Origin of the sequence: uncultured Agrobacterium sp., assembly GCF_913777885.1 — a bacterium.
GTDB lineage: Bacteria > Pseudomonadota > Alphaproteobacteria > Rhizobiales > Rhizobiaceae > Agrobacterium.
This window is the reverse complement of sequence record NZ_CAJYTV010000008.1, coordinates 290416-308429: the sequence shown is the minus strand read 5'-3', so window position 1 is coordinate 308429 and position 18014 is coordinate 290416. Positions and strand designations below refer to the sequence as shown.

Sequence of the window (18014 nt, the reverse complement as noted above, 5' to 3'; positions counted from 1 at the left end):
AAAGTCGCGCACGGCACTGATATGCTGTCCAATTATGCCGCGTAACGGCTGATACCAAGGTCGGCGGTTTCGATCTCCGGTCTTTCGCCGGACACCAGATCGGCCAGAACTCGGGCCGAGCCACAGGCCATAGTCCATCCAAGCGTGCCGTGGCCGGTATTCAGATAGAGGTTGGCAAAGCGCGTCGCGCCAATCACCGGAGTTCCATCGGGTGTCATCGGACGCAATCCGGACCAGAACTTGGCTTGGGACTGATCGCCAGCACCACCGAACAAATCTTCCACCGAATGCGTCAATGTGGCCTGCCGCTTGGCGGGTAGATCCTTGCTGAAGCCAGCGATTTCCGCCATGCCGCCTACGCGGATGCGATCTCCCAGGCGCGTGATCGCCACCTTATGCGCCTCATCCATCACGGTGGAGATCGGCGCCTTGGCCTCATCGACGATCGGCACCGTTATCGAATAGCCCTTTACCGGATAGACTGGCAGGTCGATGCCGAGATGCTTTAGGAAATGCGGCGTGTAGCTGCCAAGCGCTCCGACAAACACATCCGCTTCAATCAGGCCCTTACTGGTCTCCACAGCCTTGATACGGTTGCCCTCAATCACCGGCCGCATGATGCCGGTATCGTAGATGAACTTGACGCCTGCCTGCTCGGCAAGCCTTGCGAGTTCCGAGGTGAACATGAAGCAGTCACCGGTCTCGTCACCCGGCAGTCGTAGGCCGCCTACAATCTGGCTGCGGGAGGCAGAAAGGCCGGGCTCTGCCGCAACGCAGGCTGCACGGTCGAGGATTTCGTATGGCACACCACCGGCTTTCAAGACCTCGACATCCTTGCCGATGCCATCGAACTGCTTCTGGGTGCGGAAAACTTCCAGTGTACCCTGCATGCGCTGGTCATACTGGATGCCGGTTTCATCGCGAAGCGCCATCAGGCAGTCGCGGCTATACTCGGCAATGCGCACCATACGGCTCTTGTTGACGTTGTAGCGTGCGGCCGTGCAGTTGCTCAGCATCTGGATCATCCAGCGCCATGCGGCAGGATCGGCAGTCGGACGAATGATCAAAGGCGCGTGCTGCATGAAGAGCCATTTCAGCGCCTTCATCGGAATGCCGGGTGCCGCCCAGGGGGAGGAATAGCCAGGCGATACTTCCCCCGCATTGGCGAAGCTGGTTTCCAGCGCGGCCGCGGGCTGCCGGTCGATGACAGTGACGGTGTGTCCGGCCTTGGAAAGATACCAGGCCGATGTGACGCCAATGACGCCTGCTCCGAGAATGGTGATGTTCATGCTGGCCTCACTTGTCTCTGATGATGGTGGAAGAAGCGGCAGCCTGCTTTTCCGGATGAATATAGTGGCGGCGATAGCGCTGGCCGAGCCGCGTCAGGATTTCGTAAGCTATGGTGCCCGCATCCTCGGCAATCGCTTCGAGCGACTGATTTGGGCCGATGATTTCCACGAGGCTTCCATGCGTCAGCGTGCCTTCGGGAAGGGCGGAAATATCGAGCGTAATACTGTCCATCGAGACGCGCCCGGCAATAGGGAGCCGAACGCCATTGAAGTAAGCGGCTCCACGGCTGCTCAGCGAGCGCGGCAGACCATCCGCATAGCCTGCCGCAATCGTCGCCAGCCGGGTTTCTAGCGTGGTGCGCAGTGACGCGCCGTAACCGACAAAGCTTTCAGCAGGGACAGTGCGCGTCTGCACCACGGCAACGCTGAGGCTGACGACCGGCTTCATCGGGTTGGGATGAGCGGACGACGGCGCTCCGCCATAGAGCGCGATGCCGGGGCGCATCAGCGCATTGTGATAATCCGTGCCGAGGAAGATGCCGCCGGAATTGGCAAAGCAGATCGGTACGCCGGGGAAACGCTCGGTCGCCTTGCGCATGGCCGCAAGCTGCACCGCATTCGCCTCATGGTCCGGCTCGTCGGCGCAGGCCAGATGGCTCATGATGCAGGTGAGATCGATGCCCTTCAAAAGGTCAGGGGTCGCCAGCAGGGTATCCACCTCGTAAGGCGCAAGCCCGAGCCGCGACATGCCGGTATCGATCTGCAGTGCTGCGGGCAAGGTCTTTCCGAGTGCCGCGGCCTGTGCGCTCCATTGTGCGATCTGTTCCAGGCAGTTCAGAACCGGAATGATATTGAGCGCTGCGCAGGATACATCATTGCCGAGCTGAAGGCCGTTGAGAACCAGGATTTTTGCGTCGCTGCCAATGTGCAGGCGAAGGGATAGAGCCTCATCGATATGGGCGACGAAGAAATGACGGCATCCGGCATCGTAAAGCGCCGGTGCGACGATATCGGCACCAAGACCGTAGGCATCAGCCTTCACCACCGCGCTCGTTATCGAATGCGGGGCCTTGGCGGCAAGCGCGAGATAATTGTCGCGAAGCGCTGAAAGATCGATGGTCAGATAGCCGCTTGCGCCACCCTTAGCTTTCTGCGGCTGGAGGGTCATGTCCATTGTCGTTCCCCTTGTCTTATCGCAACAGGGTATTGCAATGATTGTTGAATTTAAGCAGTCTGAGTCGAAGAAAATTCGATAAAAATCTCGATCTCACAATTTTATGCGATTAATCGGAATGAAATCATGTCTGCACTCGACGCCACCGACCGTCACATCATCCGGCTATTGCGGTTGAACGCCCGCATCAGCAATGCCAAGCTCGCAGCAGAGGTGGGGCTCTCACCCTCCGCCTGCCTGCGCCGCGTCGATATTCTGGAGCGGGAAGGCGTCATTCGTGGCTATACGGCAATCACCGGAAGCGCTGCCGGGGGGGAGGCGATCTCGGTCATCGTCCAGATCACGCTCGACCGGCAGACGGAAGATTTTCTCAATCGCTTCGAAAATGCCGTGCGCCGTTACCCGGAAGTGCGAGAGTGCTACCTGATGACGGGCGGCTCGGATTATTTTCTCCGGGTCGAAGTGGAGACGGCGGGCGATTTCGAGCGCGTCCACAAGGATATACTCTCCAAACTGCCGGGTGTCTCGCGTATCCACTCAAGCTTTGCGATCCGCAACGCGCTGGCTGCTCCCAAACCGAGAGCGTCCGATCGCAAGTCCTAGGAATCGGTGCCGGTCAGGCCGGCCACCAGCGGTAAAAATGGTGAACGGGGCCGTGGCCGCTGCCGCTGCCGACATGAAGATCACGGCCTGCGGCGAGTGCGCCTTGAAGGTAGTCTTTCGCAAGGCCAACGGCATCGACAAGTGACAGGCCAAGTGCGAGATGAGCGGTGATTGCCGCTGCCAGTGTGCAGCCGGTGCCATGGTCGTTCTTCGTTTCGATCCGCGGCATAGCGAACTCCTGAACGGCCTGACCATCGAAGAGAAGATCCACACTCTCTTCCCCGCCACCGTGACCGCCTTTGATCAACACCGCGCGCGCGCCAAGCTTCACGATCAGTTCTGCCTGCTTCAACATGGCGTCTCGATCTTTGGCAATAGCGGTGCCGGTGAGCAGCGCCGCCTCGGGAAGGTTCGGCGTGGCAAGCGTCGCCTGCGGCAACAATTCCGTGCGAAGGGTTTCGATCGCGCCTTCCTGAAGCAGCCGGTCTCCCGAGGTCGCCACCATGACCGGGTCGAGAACCACAGGCTGGGGTTGCTCACGAAGCTTTGCCGATAGGGTTAGGATCGTGTCGATGCGCGATACCATGCCGATCTTGATAGCGTTGATGTCGAGATCGGAGAAGACCGCATCCATCTGTGCGGCAATCATCGTCGCGGAGATGTCTTCAACCGCACTGACACCCCTGGTGTTCTGGGCGGTGATGGCGGTAATGACGCTTGCACCATAGGCGCCAAGCGCCGAAAACGCCTTGAGATCCGCCTGAATGCCGGCGCCTCCGCCGCTGTCGGAGCCGGCGATGGTCAGAGCGATGGCCGTCATGATCGTGCTCCCACTGCGTTATCCACGGCTTTGCGAAAATCGTCTGTGGCGGCGGCGATATCGACGGCGCGAAACAGACCGGAGATCAATGCGACGCCGTCGGCCCCCGCCGCGATCACGTCTGGTACACGCGCAAGCGTAATGCCGGCAATGGCGCCGACGGGTAGATCCGGTCGCTCCTTGCGCAGGAAATCTCTCAGGCGCCCCAGTCCCTCAAGGCCCACGGGGGAATCTGGATTGAGTTTTGACGTGGTTTCGAAGACGCCGCCAATGCAGGCATAGTCTGCGGGCGCTTCGGCGACCTGACGGGCATCGGTCATCGACTTCACAGTGAGGCCAATGATGGCGTTCTGACCGAGAAGCCGTCTTGCCGTTGTTGCATCCATATCGTCCGCCCCGAGGTGAACGCCATCCGCACCGCTTGCCAGCGCCACATCCACACGGTCGTTGATCACTAGCGGCACGCCCGTTCCGCGCAGCGTCTCTACGATGGTTATGGCTTGTTCGATCATCTGGCGTGTGGACGAGGCCTTATCACGATACTGTATGATCGTTGCGCCATGTCGTGCCGCCACTGCGGCCAGTTGCGAAAGAGGCGCGACGTCGGTGAGAGAGGCATCGACGATGGCATTCAGCCGGTAATCAATCTTCGTCATGTTCGATCCTGGCATGGGAGAGAATATCTTCGCGCGTCAGATTGAACAGCGCGTCCAGAAAGGCGACCTCGAACGATCCTGGCCCGTTTGCGTGTCTCGCGGCCATCTGCGCGGAAACGCCCGTTATGGTGAGCGCCGATGCCGCCGCCAGCATGACGTCCTCCTCTACGGCCATGAAGGCCGCGATGACGCCACCGGAAAGGCAGCCCGTCCCTGTCACCTTCGCCATCAAGGTGTGACCGTTGACGATCCGAATCTTGCGGTCTGCGTCACTCAAGCGATCGACCGCCCCGGTCTGGATGCGTAACGCGCAGTCAATATCCTCAATGACCGCCATTTCCGCCGCATTACCCCGCACGATGGAGGGGGACTGGCCGCTCAGTTCACGTGCAAAATCCAAACGTGATGGAGAGTAGTCGCAGTGGACCGGATCTATGATCCAGGGCTTGCCGTGGCGATTGGCGATCTCCACGGCCATACGAATGACCTTGCGGCGGGCCGCGTCCAGTGTCCCCAGATTGATCGTCAACGCGTGGGTCTTTACGACGAAGCTTTCGATTTCCTCCTCGGAAGAGGTCATGGAGGGGATACCGCCAATCGCTGTGATGCCGTCCGCAGTGAACTTCTGGACCACCGTATTCATAAGGCAGTGAACACGCGGTCTGTGCTCCCGCACGCGGCTCAGGAGTTGCGCCGCTTGCTCCGCAGTGGGGATATTTGCCTTCAACAGTTCATCTCCAGATACGCGTTTTGCGGATCCGGATAAACTGCGCGCATGGAAAGAAAGCTGTGCCTGGCGGCGACCGTTCCGTTCCTACGCCGGTATTAACCGGATCAGGTTCAAGGGTCCGGCTCAGCGCCGTCTCAGCATCGTTCGATGCTCCCCTCGGAATGGATCAAGCTAAATGAGAAAAGCGATGGCGTGTCAAGATTTTTGAGAGAGGCGCGTATGGCTCCTATTCCGATGCTGCCGCTTTGAACTTCGTGATTATTATCGCGTTGAACGATCTGGTAGAATAAGCTGCCACCTGAGTGAACGGTTGGCGTCGGCGTGATGTTGAAGAGCTTGGACAGCATGTGTATGGAATATCCGCAAGATGTCTGACTGGTCCTGGGCCTCATTGCGTCAGAAATATCTGACCTTTCCCACACTGCTGCGATCAATCCCGGTGGGTGTGGTCGTTGCGGCCGGTATCCTTGCCACGAGTTGGACCCATGACCTTTTGAGCGACCACTACGATATGGTGGTGCATACCTACGAAGCCATCGATACCACGAAAGATGTGTTGATTGCGCTCGACGACGCCGAAACGGGGCAAAGGGGATATCTTGTCAGTGGCGACAAGCGCTACCTTGCCCCGTACGAAAAGGCGATGGAGCGCCTCCACTTGCTTCAAAATCAATTGATGACACGCATATCGGACAATTCCGGGCAGGTCGCCCGCGTCAAAGCGATGGATCAGCTGATCGAGAAGAAGCTTGAGGAACTCAAGCATTCCATATCGCTCTACGACGACGTGGGCGCCAATGCTGCCCGTACCAATGAGATCGGCTATATGGCAGTCGGTACGATGGATCGTATTCGAGACGTCATCGGCGAAATCACTGTTACGGAGCATACGCTGCTGGACACGCGTCATGCCGAAGTCGAGGCAGACGAGTTCCGCATTCGGGTGGTGGCGATCATCGTGGGCCTAGCGTCTTTTCTGACGCGCGCGGTGGTCGAAATGTATCTTGCGCGGCGATATTCGAAAGCGCCGTAACGCGCACACGCTCGCGAGACGGGGCAGGTGTGCTTATCCCCCCGCCATACCAGGGATCTGATTGACGGTGATCATCTGGCGGATCGTGCGGTCCGCAACGCGCTCGGCTCGTGCTTTTGATTCCTGTTCATCTTCCGGAAACGCGTAAGTCATGTAAGAGAGCGAGGTTTCCAGATCATTGTTGTTGTGGCCGAGGATGGCAGCAAAATAGCTGTTCTTCGTCACATTGGCAGGGGCGAAGTTGCGATAGGCGATTTCGGCATAGAGGTGGCGCAGGCCATACGGCTTTGGTGGCTCTTCTTTCGGCCAGATGTCTTCGAATTTCGCAATCATCGCATCGCGCAGCGGTAGCCGGGCATCACTCGAGAAGTCGTCGATCGTCATGCCGAACCATAGCTTTCCCTCGCTGCTGTTTCTCAGACGGTGATACGCATCGAGAACGATCTTCGATTGCTCCAGCACCGGGATCTCATAGGTAACGCCGAATTTTGTTCCTTCGCCCTGCTTGGTCTTCGCCTGGCCGTTGAACAAAACGCTCCATTTGGAAACGCCGTTTCCATAGGGTGCAGGCATCAACTGGGCCTGGGTAAAGACTTCGAACGGACGTCGCCCGGTGGTGCCGATCAGGCCGATGCCGATCGTCAACGCATCCTCGGAATGTAGATAGCGTCTGCAGCGTCTCATCACTTCGGAATAGTGTTCGAAGGTTATGAGCGAGCCGTGCTTCGTGGCGATCTTGGCCATCTTGGCTTTGCGGGCTTCATCGTAAAGCTGAGGCGATCCGGCTGCGATGCGCAGCATGGGATGCTGCTCACCGAATGCCTCACGGATGGCGTTTCGATATTTCGTGATGTAGGAAATTACCGTTGCCTGCGTTCGGTCGGCCATGGCATCCATCTCCCGGTCCCATAGCGCTTGCATCTCTTCCTTGCTGCTGACGCCATTGATGGCGGAGATGAAGTCAGAAACCCGCAGCAGGAAACGAGGTTTGCGCCCAGCGGTATTGTGCTCGGCCCGCTCGATTTTCTCAACGATGGACATCGCCACGCCGCTTTGCGGATAATCGCCACGCTGGATGAACGTATCGAGACGCTCGCGCAGTTTTTTCATGTTGCAAATAGCGAGCGGCGTCGTCTTCGGTCCGAAAGCGTCTTTCAACGCATAGCGATATTTGACGATGTAAAGCTCGAGCGTCTTGGCCGTTCTGCCATTCTCGAAATGAAATCGAACCTCGTCGTCCCAAAGCCGGCCGATCTTCTTGGTATCGAAGTTGCCATCGTCATTTCGCGTCGTTTTAATCTTCTCGACGAACTCCGCGATGCGGTCGACAAGGATTGGCGTTTTCGTTTTTCTTTTTTCGGTGGCGGGCATACGATTCTCTCCCCTAATCTGTCTGGGATAGAAAATATATAAATTTGAAGCAAGCTATGAAATATGATGATCGATAACAATCCGTGCTCACGAAAATGGCTCGGCTGGTGATTTTGCGGGCTGCGTAAACCAGCGCGGGCCGCTCGCGGCCATGTAAATATGGTCCTCCAGGCGGATGCCGAACCTCTGCGGGTAGACGAGCATGGGCTCGTTTGAAAAGCACATGCCCTCTTCCAAGACCTGTATATTTCCACGCACGATATAGGGTGCCTCGTGGATTTCCAGGCCCAAGCCGTGTCCTGCGCGGTGTGGTAGTCCGGGAAGGGCGTAGTCGGGTCCAAGGCCGTGTCTCGAAAGGACTGCCCGTGCCGCATGATCAAGGGTTTCGCAAGCGCTTCCAAGCTGAGCGGCGTCGAAAACCGCCTGCTGCGCTTCTCGCTCGATTGCCCAAGCATGGGCGAAATCGGCATCCGCATCGTCCAGAACATAAGTGCGGGTCAGATCGGAATGGTAGCCATCGATCCGCGTTCCGGTATCGACCAGAATGGCGTCACCCGCCTGAAGAATCTGCTCGCCGTCAGCGCCATGGGGTAGCGATGTGGCCTGTCCGAATGACACGATGCAGAAAGAAGAGCCGCCTTCGCCGCCAAGCGCGCGGTGCTGCTCATCGATGAAGCGCACTATATCGGATGCCCGCACGCCGGGCCTCATCATGGCATGAGCGCGCTTTTGCACCTCCAGCGTCAGGTTCATCGCGTGATCAATAATGGCGATCTCGGCCGCAGATTTCTTCAATCGAAGGCTGCGGATAACGGGCGCGCCATCGACAAGGCGCTGTTGTCCGACTTGGGCGGCGAGGCTGTGATAGATGAAAAGCGGTAGAGCGTCGTCCAGCGCAATAAGGCCGGACGAACCAGCAAGTCTTGCGACCAGTGCTGCCGGGCTGTCTTCCTCCTGCCAGATATGAATATCTCCCTCAATATGAGGCAGGGTATCGACACGGCTCTTTTCGAAACCGGGAACGATGTAGTGCAATGCATCCGAAGTGATTACCGCGCCCAGCAGTCGCTCGCTTTGATGCCAAACCAGACCGGTGAAATAGCGCAGGCTTTCCGTCGAGCCGAGAAGGACTGCGCTGAGATGCTGCTCCTGCATTTTTTCTCGCAGGCGCTGGAGCCGTTCCTGGCGTTCGGCATTCGAAATGGCGGCGGGCTTATTGGCAATTTGCATTGTTACACACTTCGGTTGCTTTGCCTGAATGCGCGCCACCATCAATGAGACAGCGCATACGCCTCAGGTCATTGTCACGTCCATGCGTTTTGCAAACAACTCATCTGCTTGGTGCGGCATGGCTTCGAGCGTCTTTTGGATCTACGCACCCTGAGTCCCGAAAATCGATTTCGATTCTCGGGCTGTTGCTATCTCAAGCAATACAAAGGCTGCACACTGTATTCAACATGTCGACAGCAATAGCGCGCGCGTTATTTTTGCAGCCGCTGTTTCAGTGAAGCGACGATCTTGCGGGTCAGAGCTTCGTAATCCTCGTCGAAGTGGTGCCCGCCTTCGATGGCGATCAGTTCGATCCCCTTGTCCTTCAGAGCAGGGCAGGCGCTTTCGTCATCTTCCGTGCCGTAGACGCACTGAACAATCTTGGGGTTGATCTTGGCAATGTCGTTGACGGGATCTTCGGCGCCATCGGACGACACGCCAAGCCATCCGCCAACGGAAATCTCGTAGGAAACTTCGTGGGAGAGCGACAGAAGGCTCATCTGCACCACGCGAGACTTCTCCTTCTCGGGCAATTGATTGTAGGTGGCGGGCAGGACGTCCGCGCCGAAGGAGTAGCCGATCAAAATGACGTTGTTGACTTTCCACTCTTTCCGGTAGGTATCAATAATTCGCGCAAGGTCGTCGGCGACGTCTTGAGGCTTCTTCTGTGACCAGAAGTAGCGAAGCGAGTCGACGCCGACCACGGGTATGCCGTCTTGCTGAAGAAAGTCACCGACGTCCTTGTCGATATCGCGCCAGCCGCCATCGCCGGAATAAACTATCGCCATCGTATCCAGAGAGGGCTTGGCTTCGAGAATGGTGAGTGGCAGTCCAAGTGGGCTGTCTGAGTTTCCGGCTGCGTCTACGCGGTCCTGCAGCGTCCGCACGAGAGCGGTCGTGGCATCGTCCTTCACGTCCTTGACGTCGATGTCCTCGTGATCCTTCACGAGGCTGTCGACATGCGCACGGCCCTTTTGATCGGCACTGGGCGTGAAAAGCACGCTGACGGGCGCCGGAAGCGGACCATCCGTCAGCCCATAGATCGTGCGCTCGCCGTCCTTATCCTTGGTGGCAGGGGTGCAAAGGATCTTTTTCAGCGGAATGCTGGCCACTGGGTCGACGGCCACGCCCTCGCCAATGGTTGCGGCCGGGCTCTGTGCGATCATCGCCAGCACCAGCGCGCCGCCATCACCTGCGCCTGCCAGAATGGGAAGGCTGTAGTTCGATACGCCCGCCTTGCGCTGGATTTCCTGCGCCAGTTGCTCGATGTCGGAGATCATATAGACGCAATCGTCTTCATCTGCCTCGAGCGATTTGATATATTCCGGGAAATCGATGCCGACGACGGCCGCACCTTTTTCGAGAAGGGCGTCTGCCTCCTTCTGCGTGTTCTCATCCCAGCCATTCGCGCCCGACACCAGAAAGATGGTGGAGGTGATGTCGCCATCGGGCAGCAGAATATGATCGGCCGGGATCATGCCCGTCTCATATTTTTGAGCGTCCTGCGCCGGCGCCTGAGTGGGCAGTAGAACTGCCGCTGTGAGCAATGCGCCTGTGAGGCGTTTCAAAAATCTCATTTACCGATCACTCCTCTCACGCCGCCGCTGATGAGAACCGTTGCGTCCATCAATGCCAGAGCGGCGCTGGTGCCGTTCGAGACGGCAACATATCGTGGCTCCCATTTGGGATGAAATTTAGACTTGAAGGCGCGCAATCCCTTGAAGTTGTAAAAGCGTTCGCCGTGCTCGAACAGAGTGCCGCCGATGCGATCCCAGACGGGAGCCGCGTCGCGCTTGGACATGCCGGATAGCGGCGCCATGCCCAGATTGAAATGGGAGTAACCCTGCTCGCGCATGTGTTCGATGATGCTGACAAAAAGGAAATCCATGGAGCCGCGCGGCGCATCGGGTGCAAAGCGCATGAGATCCACCGTCACCTCGCTTTTGGTGTCGGTCATCAGAATATTGGCGAAAGCGGTGATCTTGCCGTCCTTGTGCAGCACCGCGACAGGTTGTGAAAGTACATAGTCGCGTTCGAACGATCCGAGCGAGAAGGTCTTTTCGCGGGTGTTGTGATGCTCCAGCCAGGAGTCGGAAACGTGCTTCAATTCGTCGTAGATCGCCGGGACGTCGGGCGTATCGACAACGGAGAAGCTGAGCCCATCACGGGCGCCACGGCTAAGAGACTGGCGAAGATTGGCAAGCTTGCCGCCTTTCAGTTCAAAGCGCTTGAGGTCGATCATGGCGAGCTCACCGAGCTTGAAGGCCCGCAGGCCCGCATCGGTGCAATAGGGTAGCGAAACGGACGAGATCTGATAAAAGACCGCCCGGCCGCCGCTGGCTCGCACGGTTTCGACGAATTGCCAGATCAGATCGGAAAACTCGCTTTCATCTCCGACAGGATCGGCGAGCGCGATCCAGGATCGGCCCCGAATACCATACATGATGAAGGCATTGCCCTTTTCCGAGAACATGATGTGCTTGTCGCCCATGCGCACGAGATTGGCGTCCGCCACATCCTGTTTGGCAACGATTGCCGTGGCTTTCTCAATATCCTCTGGCTTGATCTCCTCGGGCCGATAGGTCACGGGGCGCAACAGGCTGAAGATGGCGATGGTGGAGGATGCAAGGACCAGGCCTAGAACGGCGCGCAGTCCGCGGGGTGCCTCTTCGGAAAACTCGAATTGCCACCACAATGTCTGGCTGTAATCCGTGTCTCGATAGACGAACAGCAGAATGGTTGCGGCACCGGCGACGATCACCGCCATCGCCGCAATCCATGTGGGTCCGAGCGCTTGGCGCAGAAGCGAGGCGTGGCGGGTAAAGGCGCGCATGTTGAAAACCAGCGCGACGATGAAAATGCCAAGGAAGATCGCTTCGAAAATAGCAATCGCCTTGATCAGCGAAAGGAACAGGCCGCCCGCCGCGGCCACAAGTGCCACCCACCACGCGCCGTCCAGTCGCTGGCTCAAGCCGCGTGATGCAACGACGAGACCAAGACCCAGAATGCTGGAGAGAAAGTGCGCGGCTTCGATAATGGGAAGCGGCACGAAGTTGGATAGGAAATCCAGGTTGCTGTTCGGTGTCGGCGTCACAGAGGAGAAGATCAGCATCGCACCGAGGATCAAGGCGAAGGCCGAAAGAAGCGATGGCGCCAGGCGTCCGGCCAGATTGCCGATGTCGGCCATCACCGGTTTGGCGGCGAACTGCTTCATCTCGGTGACCAGCATCAGAATGATGGCGAAAAGCAGCGGCAGCACATGATAAATCATGCGATATAGGACAAGGCCGCCCAGCAACTGATCAAGGCTGATGGCGTTGCCAAGACCCGCGACCATCACCGCCTCGAAAACGCCGAGGCCTGCCGGCACGTGGCTGAGGACGCCGAGACCTACGGCGGTGGCGTAGATGGCAAAGAAGCTTGGCCAGCCGACATTGGTTTCGGGAAGCAGCACATAGAGCACGGACGCAGACGCTGCGATATCGAGAGCCGAGACAAGAAACTGGCGCGATGATGTGCGGCTGTCGGGAAGGCGAAGCTTGAGTTGTCTGATCTGAACGACGCGACCGTTGCGACCGACATACATCAGCGTGGCGAGAACGAGGATGACGATGACCGCAGCACCCCGCAGCCAGATTGCGTCTACGTCCATGATGCTGGCCACCCGTGGCGCCACGATCAGGGTTGCAAGCGCGCTAACGGAGAGGAGGCCAAGGCCGAAGGAAAGGGTGACGAAGGCGATCACGCGTGCGATATCGCTTGGCGTCAATCCCATGCGCGTGTAGGCGCGAAAGCGGATCGCGCCACCACTCAAGGGACCGAAACCAGCGGTATTGCCGACGGCGTAAGCGATGAAGGCTGTGGCGATCACCGAAGGTTTTTTCAAACGCTTGCCGATAAATTCTATCGCATTCAGATCATAGCAGATCAGCGCGGCAAAGCTTAGCGCGGTGAACAGAACGGCCAGAAACGCCGACTTCCAGCTCGTGTCGAGTAGGGCGATGACGATGTCATCATAGCGCACCTCGGATGTCAGGCGGTATATCGTTACCGTCATCATGACGAAGACAGCGATGACGGCGAGCGACGTCAGATGGGGTTTGTAGCGTTCGAAAAAACCGGAAAGGCCGGCTTCAGCCTCTTCAATCGCCGTAACGTCGTTCTTCTCAGTCATTTACTATTCCACGTGAGCGGGGCTTTGTGTGCCAAACACAGGATTATGACAGTAATTCGTTGTGGTTTCACAATTACGAAGATTCGTAATACTCTTGAGATTATCTACAGTATGATCATTGGCTAAAATTGGCGCTAGAACACTCGTTCAAGCACCCCAGCTTTGCTCCAATACCCTTAGCCAGTTTCCGTGGCCGATTTTTTCGAGCGATGGCTGGTCGTAGCCTGCCTTGCGCAACTCATCGATGAGCAGCTGTAGATCCGACGCGTCGCGCATGGCGGCTGGAATGGTGGTTCCGTCGAAATCGGAGCCCAGCGCCACATGATCGATGCCGATCCGCTCGACAATATAGTTTACGTGACGGACCAGTTCGCGAATGTCGGTATCTGGATTCTTGATGCCATCCTGACGTAGGAAGAGCACGCCGAAATTGATCCCTACCAGACCCCCGGTATCACGAATGGCGTCGAGCTGGCGGTCGGTCAGGTTGCGGCTATGGTTACACAGCGCGTGGGCATTCGAGTGGGAGGCGACCAGCGGCGCATCGGACAATTTGGCAATGTCCCAAAATCCCTGCTCATTCATGTGGGACAGATCGATCATCACCTTGAGTTCGTTGCAGGTCTTGACGAGACGTCGTCCCGCTTCCGTTAGCCCTGGGCCGATATCGGGCGAGGATGGAAAGCGGAAGGGAACGCCATAGGCAAAGATGTTTGGTCTGCTCCAGACGGGGCCGAGCGTGCGCAGGCCAGCCTGGTGAAGAACATAAAGCGCCTCCAGGTCGGCATCGAACGCTTCGACACCTTCGATATGGAAGACCGAGGCGAAAGCACCGTGTCCAATCGCGTCCCGAATATCGGCAGCGCTGCGGCACACTTTCAGGCCGCCTTTCGACTGCGCCTCGATGCGAAACAGCAAGCCAGCCATCGAGAGTGTCGTGGCAAGTGCGGTCTGCTGAGTCGGCGCCAGGAAATCGCCATTGGCATCCGTGCCGCGGGGCGAGGGAATGTAGATGGCGCAAAGTCCGCCGGCCAATCCGCCTTTTTTGGCCTTGGGAAGGTCGATATGTCCCATACTGTCGCCTTCGATGAAGCGCGCTTCCGGATTTTGATAACCGGAGAGTTTCAATCGAAGCAGAACGTCATTATGCCCATCGAAGACAGGCAGGACGGTTTGGTCGGTCATGGGATCGCTTTCAACTGATGTCATCGTGTCCTGCTCTATCTCTGAGGACGGGGCAAAAGCAATGCAAGAATGGTGTTCGTTACACGGCACCAGGAAGAGGGTAAAAGCGATGCCAACGACAACAGGCAGAAGTGCAGGCGCGACAAACTCAACGGGCAGCAACGAGATGGACTGGAGTGCCGCTTCAAAAATCGCTGCGGATTTCGTTTCTCGCTGGGGCAGGGACGAGCCGGGAGGATGCATCGTCGGTTTCGATCTTTTAGGCATTCGTTTCGCCCATTCGGGTGGGCTTGAAAGTCTCGCGACGTTCGCTCCTTTTTCACCTGAAACGGTCGTGCGCTACGCTTCGCTGACCAAACATGTCTTCTGTGCCATGGTGCTTTCCCATGCAGACGTGATCGGCCTTGACGATCCTCTCGGGAAACATATGGAGGAGCTTCAACCTCCGCTGCGCGACGTGACGGTTGGGCAGGCGCTCGATATGAGCGCAGGCTTGCCGGACGTGCGCGAATGTCTCTCCTTGCTTGGCCTGTCTGTTTACAACGCAACCGACGCGAGATCGCTTCTGGCTTATGTGGCGCGCCAGAGGCGATTGAATTTTCCAGCGGGCAGCGAGGTCTCCTATTCGAACACGGGATACAGGCTGGTCGAAGAAGCATTGGCGCGCAAGGGTTTGCATTTTGACAATTTCGTCCGAGATCGTATCGCGGCACCCTTGGACGCTTCGCTCGCCGCACCCGAAGTATGGAACGATCCCGTGCGCGGCCTTGCGCCGGGATACTGGAAATCAAAAGCAGGTTGGCAGCTTTCCGCCGCCGGCCTCCATCTCTCCGCCTCCGGCAGTCTGGCCGGAAATGCCAGGTCTCTGGTTACATGGCTGCGTTGCCTGTTGAAGGGTGAGCATGGGTTCGCCGACGTACTCGGTCAACTCTCTGCTTTCCGCCTGCTTGGCGATGGCAGATTCAGCGAATACGGCCTTGGCCTGCGCTGGACGCATCTCGGCAACCGTCGCTTCGTCGGCCATGGCGGATCGCATCCCGGATACAAGAGTTATTTTCTGCTCGATCCTCAGAATGGTACCGGCTGTGTCGTGCTCTCCAATCGTGAAGACACCAACGGTTTCAAGATTGCACTCGAAAGCATGGCGGCGCTGACGGGATTGCCGCTGCCAAAGCCCGCGACGTATTTGCCGGACGGCCTCTACGTCACTGAGTTCGGGCCTTGGTGGCTGGAGATCAAAGGCAGCACCTGCAGTTTTCTCGATGCGGAAGAAACGCTCTATGACGATGGTGATGGATGGGTCTCGTCCCGCTCAGCGTCATCGCCAATTCGTCTTCGATCTGATGACGCGTCACTCGTGGGAGAGGTCGGCCATGCGACCCGACGGTTCCTGCCCATCGCGCCCGATGAAAAGGATCAGGCAAAGCTCGATGGACGCTGGCGCTCAGACGAAGGCGCGGAATTTGAGATTGTCGCAGGTACGCTCCTTATGGGCATCGGCCCGCTTCGCCAAAGGATGAAACTGACCACCCTTGGAAACGGGCGCTATCTGTTCACTCTTAACGATGGTCCCTGGACGAAGCGCGTCTTCCTCCACATGCTCAGTGACGACCATGTGGAGCTTGTGACCAGCCGCGCGCGAATGATAGAGTATCGGCGGGCGACTGGACCGGTCCGCTAGCTTTCAACGGACGTGCGGCTATCTCCGAAGATTGTGAAGCCAAGGCCAGGATCATCGCAGACATCGCACCGTAAAGAGTGACCCTGCCGATGCCATGCGCTAGCGCCTCTTGCGCCAGCGCGACGGACACGCCGTGGTTTTCGGTGATGGCTAGGTTTCCTGCCGATATCAAATCCGAAATGATCCCCAGCATGGCGTCCGAGGGTGCCTTGGGAAGTGCCTCCAGGACGTAGCCGGAGATGCTGCTCGACAAGATCAGGCCCATCAGCGCAATGTTGATGGATAGCGAGATCATTCGGGCGCTCATATCCATGCCCGAGGCCATCCCGCTGCGTTCCGGTGGCACTGCTGTTGTTGCCGTGTTGGTGACGGGCGTATTGGTGAGACCCAGCCCGATGCCGGCCAAGGCGCAATCTAGCAGCAAAATCACCCAACTTGCATACTCGCTGCTGATCACCAACACCAAGAGCATGAACCCCACACTGATGATGAGGAGGCCGAGCGGTATCACAAACTTCGGCCCCCGGTGAAGCAGTAGCCTTTCGGCAAGCGGCGGAGGCACGTCCGCCGTCACCGCGGCGCTCTCCGCTGGCCTTGCGGTGGTGGCATTCCCCCTGCCGGTTGGCAACGCCCGAAATGATCGAGATAGGCCAAGCGCTCGGTCTGCCGCCCAATCCCTCGCTATCGATCATGCTGCACTCCTCGCTCACCGACGCCAAAACGCGCGAGACATTGCGTGCAATCACGGCGGCCTTCAGTGAGCATCGCAAATCGAGCAACGCACGCATCAGCTGTGTGAGCGCTTGATCTTTTGAAGAATAGGCTAGTTCGCGACGGGAATGCCCGCAGCAAGCTGCTCATGGATATAGATTTCGAGCAGTTTGCCGCTAACCGGGCCCGTTTCGCCCGTGCCGATTTTCTCGCCATCAAGCCGAACCACCGGAGTTACAAAGCTGGTCGCGGAGGTCACAAACGCTTCCGAAGCGGATTTGGCCTCTTGCGGCGTAAAGGCGCGCTCTTCTACGACGAGTTCGGCCTCTCTGGCCAGGTGGAGGATTGAGGCGCGTGTGATCCCATGCAGCAGCGCGTTCGACAAGTCACGCGTGACCAAAACGCCTTCCTGCGTGACGATGTGAAAATTTGCGGAGCTCGCCTCGGTTATGTGGCCGTTTTCGACGAAGAGCACGTCGTCATAGCCTTCCCGGTTGGCTTCTGTCTTGCGAAGCGACGAATAGAGAAGTTGCACGGTCTTGATCTGCCTGTCGGACCAGCGGCCCTCAGCCACGGTCTTGACGGAAAGTCCCGTCTTCCATTTCGGATTGTCCAGCACCTTCTTTTTCTGGGTGAACATGACAAAGGTCGGCTCCATCGTTTCGGGGAAGACGAAGTCGCGATCCTGGACGCCTCGGGAAATTTGCAGGTAGATGAGCCCATCTTCGACGCCGTTGCGTCGTGCGATCTGCTTGTGCAGTTCCAGCAAGACCTCTTCTGCAACCGGCATGGCGATACCAAGCGCACCAAGCGAACGCTTCAGTCGCGCTACGTGGCCCGGATAATCGACAAGCTTGCCTTGAATGACCGCCGTCACTTCGTAAATGGCATCCGCGAAGAGGAAGCCGCGATCAAAGATCGACACTTTCGCCTCACCTTCCGCAACCCATGCGCCATTCAAGTAAACCGTTCTATCCATGATTCCGCCTCTGTATGCCTACCAGCTTTCCAATTCTGTCTGGCACTGCGGAGGGCAGGATGCAAGCCTGGCAAAGACGTCGGACTGGTTGCTGGAGACTGGCGCACGACATAACGTCGCTGACACAATTATGTATTTTCGTTCTAGAGTTGATCTTCGTCTATTGGCAGCGGTGCACCGCACTAGTCGCCGAGACGACCGTTTATCCCGGAATCGCGCGCAACACATCATTTGACCGCCGCTCCAAGCCGAATTGGACTGATGTGAATACTTGATTTGAACCTAAGATGCCCAGTGCTGCAAGCATACTACTCGTTGATCGTGAGAAGGCCGCAACTT

Annotated in this window: 16 protein-coding genes and 1 riboswitch; of the genes, 4 read left to right on the top strand and 12 right to left on the bottom strand. The window is 57.8% G+C overall.

Annotated elements, in window-relative coordinates; all coding sequences use genetic code 11:
* Positions 1-32: 32 nt before the first annotated feature.
* A complete protein-coding gene (locus tag QZ869_RS06975; RefSeq protein WP_296103526.1) occupies positions 33-1289 on the bottom strand; it encodes a D-amino acid dehydrogenase in 1257 nt (418 codons plus the stop codon).
* Positions 1290-1296: 7 nt separating this feature from the next.
* Entirely contained in the window at positions 1297-2463 is a 1167-nt protein-coding gene (gene alr / locus QZ869_RS06970) for an alanine racemase (protein ID WP_296103524.1), read from the bottom strand.
* A gap of 126 nt (positions 2464-2589) precedes the next feature.
* Here alr and QZ869_RS06965 point away from each other — a divergent pair, with 126 nt between their 5' ends.
* A complete protein-coding gene (locus QZ869_RS06965; protein ID WP_296017081.1) occupies positions 2590-3066 on the top strand; it encodes an Lrp/AsnC family transcriptional regulator in 477 nt (158 codons plus the stop codon).
* Positions 3067-3079: 13 nt separating this feature from the next.
* Here the strand turns inward: QZ869_RS06965 and thiD are convergent, their stop codons facing one another.
* The 3 genes from thiD to QZ869_RS06950 are packed head-to-tail and all read right to left on the bottom strand — an operon-like array spanning position 3080 to position 5269.
* Positions 3080-3886 (bottom strand): bifunctional hydroxymethylpyrimidine kinase/phosphomethylpyrimidine kinase, encoded by an 807-nt coding sequence (gene thiD, locus QZ869_RS06960; RefSeq protein ID WP_296103523.1) that lies wholly within the window; start codon positions 3884-3886, stop codon positions 3080-3082.
* On the bottom strand, positions 3883-4542 hold the full coding sequence (thiE, locus tag QZ869_RS06955) for a thiamine phosphate synthase (RefSeq protein WP_296085221.1): 660 nt from the start codon (positions 4540-4542) through the stop codon (positions 3883-3885). The genes thiD and thiE overlap by 4 nt, the downstream gene beginning before the upstream one ends.
* A complete protein-coding gene (locus QZ869_RS06950) occupies positions 4529-5269 on the bottom strand; it encodes a hydroxyethylthiazole kinase (protein ID WP_296103521.1) in 741 nt (246 codons plus the stop codon). Before QZ869_RS06950 ends, thiE begins: the two co-directional genes overlap by 14 nt.
* Before the next feature lie 67 nt (positions 5270-5336).
* Positions 5337-5439, bottom strand: a riboswitch (TPP riboswitch).
* Positions 5440-5639: 200 nt separating this feature from the next.
* Here QZ869_RS06950 and QZ869_RS06945 point away from each other — a divergent pair.
* Complete coding sequence (locus tag QZ869_RS06945) at positions 5640-6305, top strand: CHASE3 domain-containing protein (protein WP_296103518.1); 666 nt, start codon at positions 5640-5642, stop codon at positions 6303-6305.
* A 33-nt stretch (positions 6306-6338) separates the two neighbouring features.
* On the opposite strand, the gene QZ869_RS06940 is transcribed toward QZ869_RS06945, so the two are convergent.
* From QZ869_RS06940 to QZ869_RS06920, 5 genes are all read right to left on the bottom strand, one after another.
* The gene (locus tag QZ869_RS06940) at positions 6339-7676 is read right to left on the bottom strand and encodes a telomere resolvase (RefSeq protein WP_296085218.1); all 1338 of its coding nucleotides are present in this window, start codon (positions 7674-7676) and stop codon (positions 6339-6341) included.
* An 87-nt stretch (positions 7677-7763) separates the two neighbouring features.
* Complete coding sequence (locus QZ869_RS06935; protein ID WP_296103516.1) at positions 7764-8906, bottom strand: Xaa-Pro peptidase family protein; 1143 nt, start codon at positions 8904-8906, stop codon at positions 7764-7766.
* Positions 8907-9157: 251 nt separating this feature from the next.
* The gene (locus tag QZ869_RS06930) at positions 9158-10522 is read right to left on the bottom strand and encodes an AcvB/VirJ family lysyl-phosphatidylglycerol hydrolase (protein WP_296103512.1); all 1365 of its coding nucleotides are present in this window, start codon (positions 10520-10522) and stop codon (positions 9158-9160) included.
* A complete protein-coding gene (gene mprF, locus QZ869_RS06925) occupies positions 10519-13119 on the bottom strand; it encodes a bifunctional lysylphosphatidylglycerol flippase/synthetase MprF (protein ID WP_296039810.1) in 2601 nt (866 codons plus the stop codon). The genes QZ869_RS06930 and mprF overlap by 4 nt, the downstream gene beginning before the upstream one ends.
* 147 nt (positions 13120-13266) lie before the next feature.
* Complete coding sequence (locus tag QZ869_RS06920) at positions 13267-14304, bottom strand: dipeptidase (RefSeq protein ID WP_296039808.1); 1038 nt, start codon at positions 14302-14304, stop codon at positions 13267-13269.
* A 109-nt stretch (positions 14305-14413) separates the two neighbouring features.
* Between QZ869_RS06920 and QZ869_RS06915 the strand changes: the two genes are divergently transcribed.
* Positions 14414-15985, top strand: coding sequence for a serine hydrolase (locus tag QZ869_RS06915; protein ID WP_296103509.1), 1572 nt, complete (start codon positions 14414-14416; stop codon positions 15983-15985).
* Here the strand turns inward: QZ869_RS06915 and QZ869_RS06910 are convergent.
* Positions 15906-16559 (bottom strand): MFS transporter, encoded by a 654-nt coding sequence (locus QZ869_RS06910; protein ID WP_296103505.1) that lies wholly within the window; start codon positions 16557-16559, stop codon positions 15906-15908. The two genes, QZ869_RS06915 and QZ869_RS06910, sit on opposite strands and share 80 nt — an antisense overlap.
* A 62-nt stretch (positions 16560-16621) precedes the next feature.
* Between QZ869_RS06910 and QZ869_RS06905 the strand changes: the two genes are divergently transcribed.
* Positions 16622-16792, top strand: coding sequence for a hypothetical protein (locus QZ869_RS06905; protein WP_296103502.1), 171 nt, complete (start codon positions 16622-16624; stop codon positions 16790-16792).
* Positions 16793-16808: 16 nt separating this feature from the next.
* Here the strand turns inward: QZ869_RS06905 and QZ869_RS06900 are convergent, their stop codons facing one another.
* Positions 16809-17675 (bottom strand): D-amino-acid transaminase, encoded by an 867-nt coding sequence (locus QZ869_RS06900; RefSeq protein ID WP_296103500.1) that lies wholly within the window; start codon positions 17673-17675, stop codon positions 16809-16811.
* Between the last annotated feature and the right edge of the window lie 339 nt (positions 17676-18014).

Bases quoted from the DNA above. Each gene is read 5' to 3' on its own strand.
- QZ869_RS06975 (WP_296103526.1), bottom strand. From the start codon at position 1,289: ATGAACATCACCATTCTCGGAGCAGGCGTCATTGGCGTCACATCGGCC.
- alr (WP_296103524.1), bottom strand. From the start codon at position 2,463: ATGGACATGACCCTCCAGCCGCAGAAAGCTAAGGGTGGCGCAAGCGGC.
- QZ869_RS06965 (WP_296017081.1), top strand. From the start codon at position 2,590: ATGTCTGCACTCGACGCCACCGACCGTCACATCATCCGGCTATTGCGG.
- thiD (WP_296103523.1), bottom strand. From the start codon at position 3,886: ATGACGGCCATCGCTCTGACCATCGCCGGCTCCGACAGCGGCGGAGGC.
- thiE (WP_296085221.1), bottom strand. From the start codon at position 4,542: ATGACGAAGATTGATTACCGGCTGAATGCCATCGTCGATGCCTCTCTC.
- QZ869_RS06945 (WP_296103518.1), top strand. From the start codon at position 5,640: ATGTCTGACTGGTCCTGGGCCTCATTGCGTCAGAAATATCTGACCTTT.
- QZ869_RS06940 (WP_296085218.1), bottom strand. From the start codon at position 7,676: ATGCCCGCCACCGAAAAAAGAAAAACGAAAACGCCAATCCTTGTCGAC.
- QZ869_RS06935 (WP_296103516.1), bottom strand. From the start codon at position 8,906: ATGCAAATTGCCAATAAGCCCGCCGCCATTTCGAATGCCGAACGCCAG.
- QZ869_RS06930 (WP_296103512.1), bottom strand. From the start codon at position 10,522: ATGAGATTTTTGAAACGCCTCACAGGCGCATTGCTCACAGCGGCAGTT.
- mprF (WP_296039810.1), bottom strand. From the start codon at position 13,119: ATGACTGAGAAGAACGACGTTACGGCGATTGAAGAGGCTGAAGCCGGC.
- QZ869_RS06920 (WP_296039808.1), bottom strand. From the start codon at position 14,304: ATGACCGACCAAACCGTCCTGCCTGTCTTCGATGGGCATAATGACGTT.
- QZ869_RS06915 (WP_296103509.1), top strand. From the start codon at position 14,414: ATGCCAACGACAACAGGCAGAAGTGCAGGCGCGACAAACTCAACGGGC.
- QZ869_RS06905 (WP_296103502.1), top strand. From the start codon at position 16,622: ATGATCGAGATAGGCCAAGCGCTCGGTCTGCCGCCCAATCCCTCGCTA.
- QZ869_RS06900 (WP_296103500.1), bottom strand. From the start codon at position 17,675: ATGGATAGAACGGTTTACTTGAATGGCGCATGGGTTGCGGAAGGTGAG.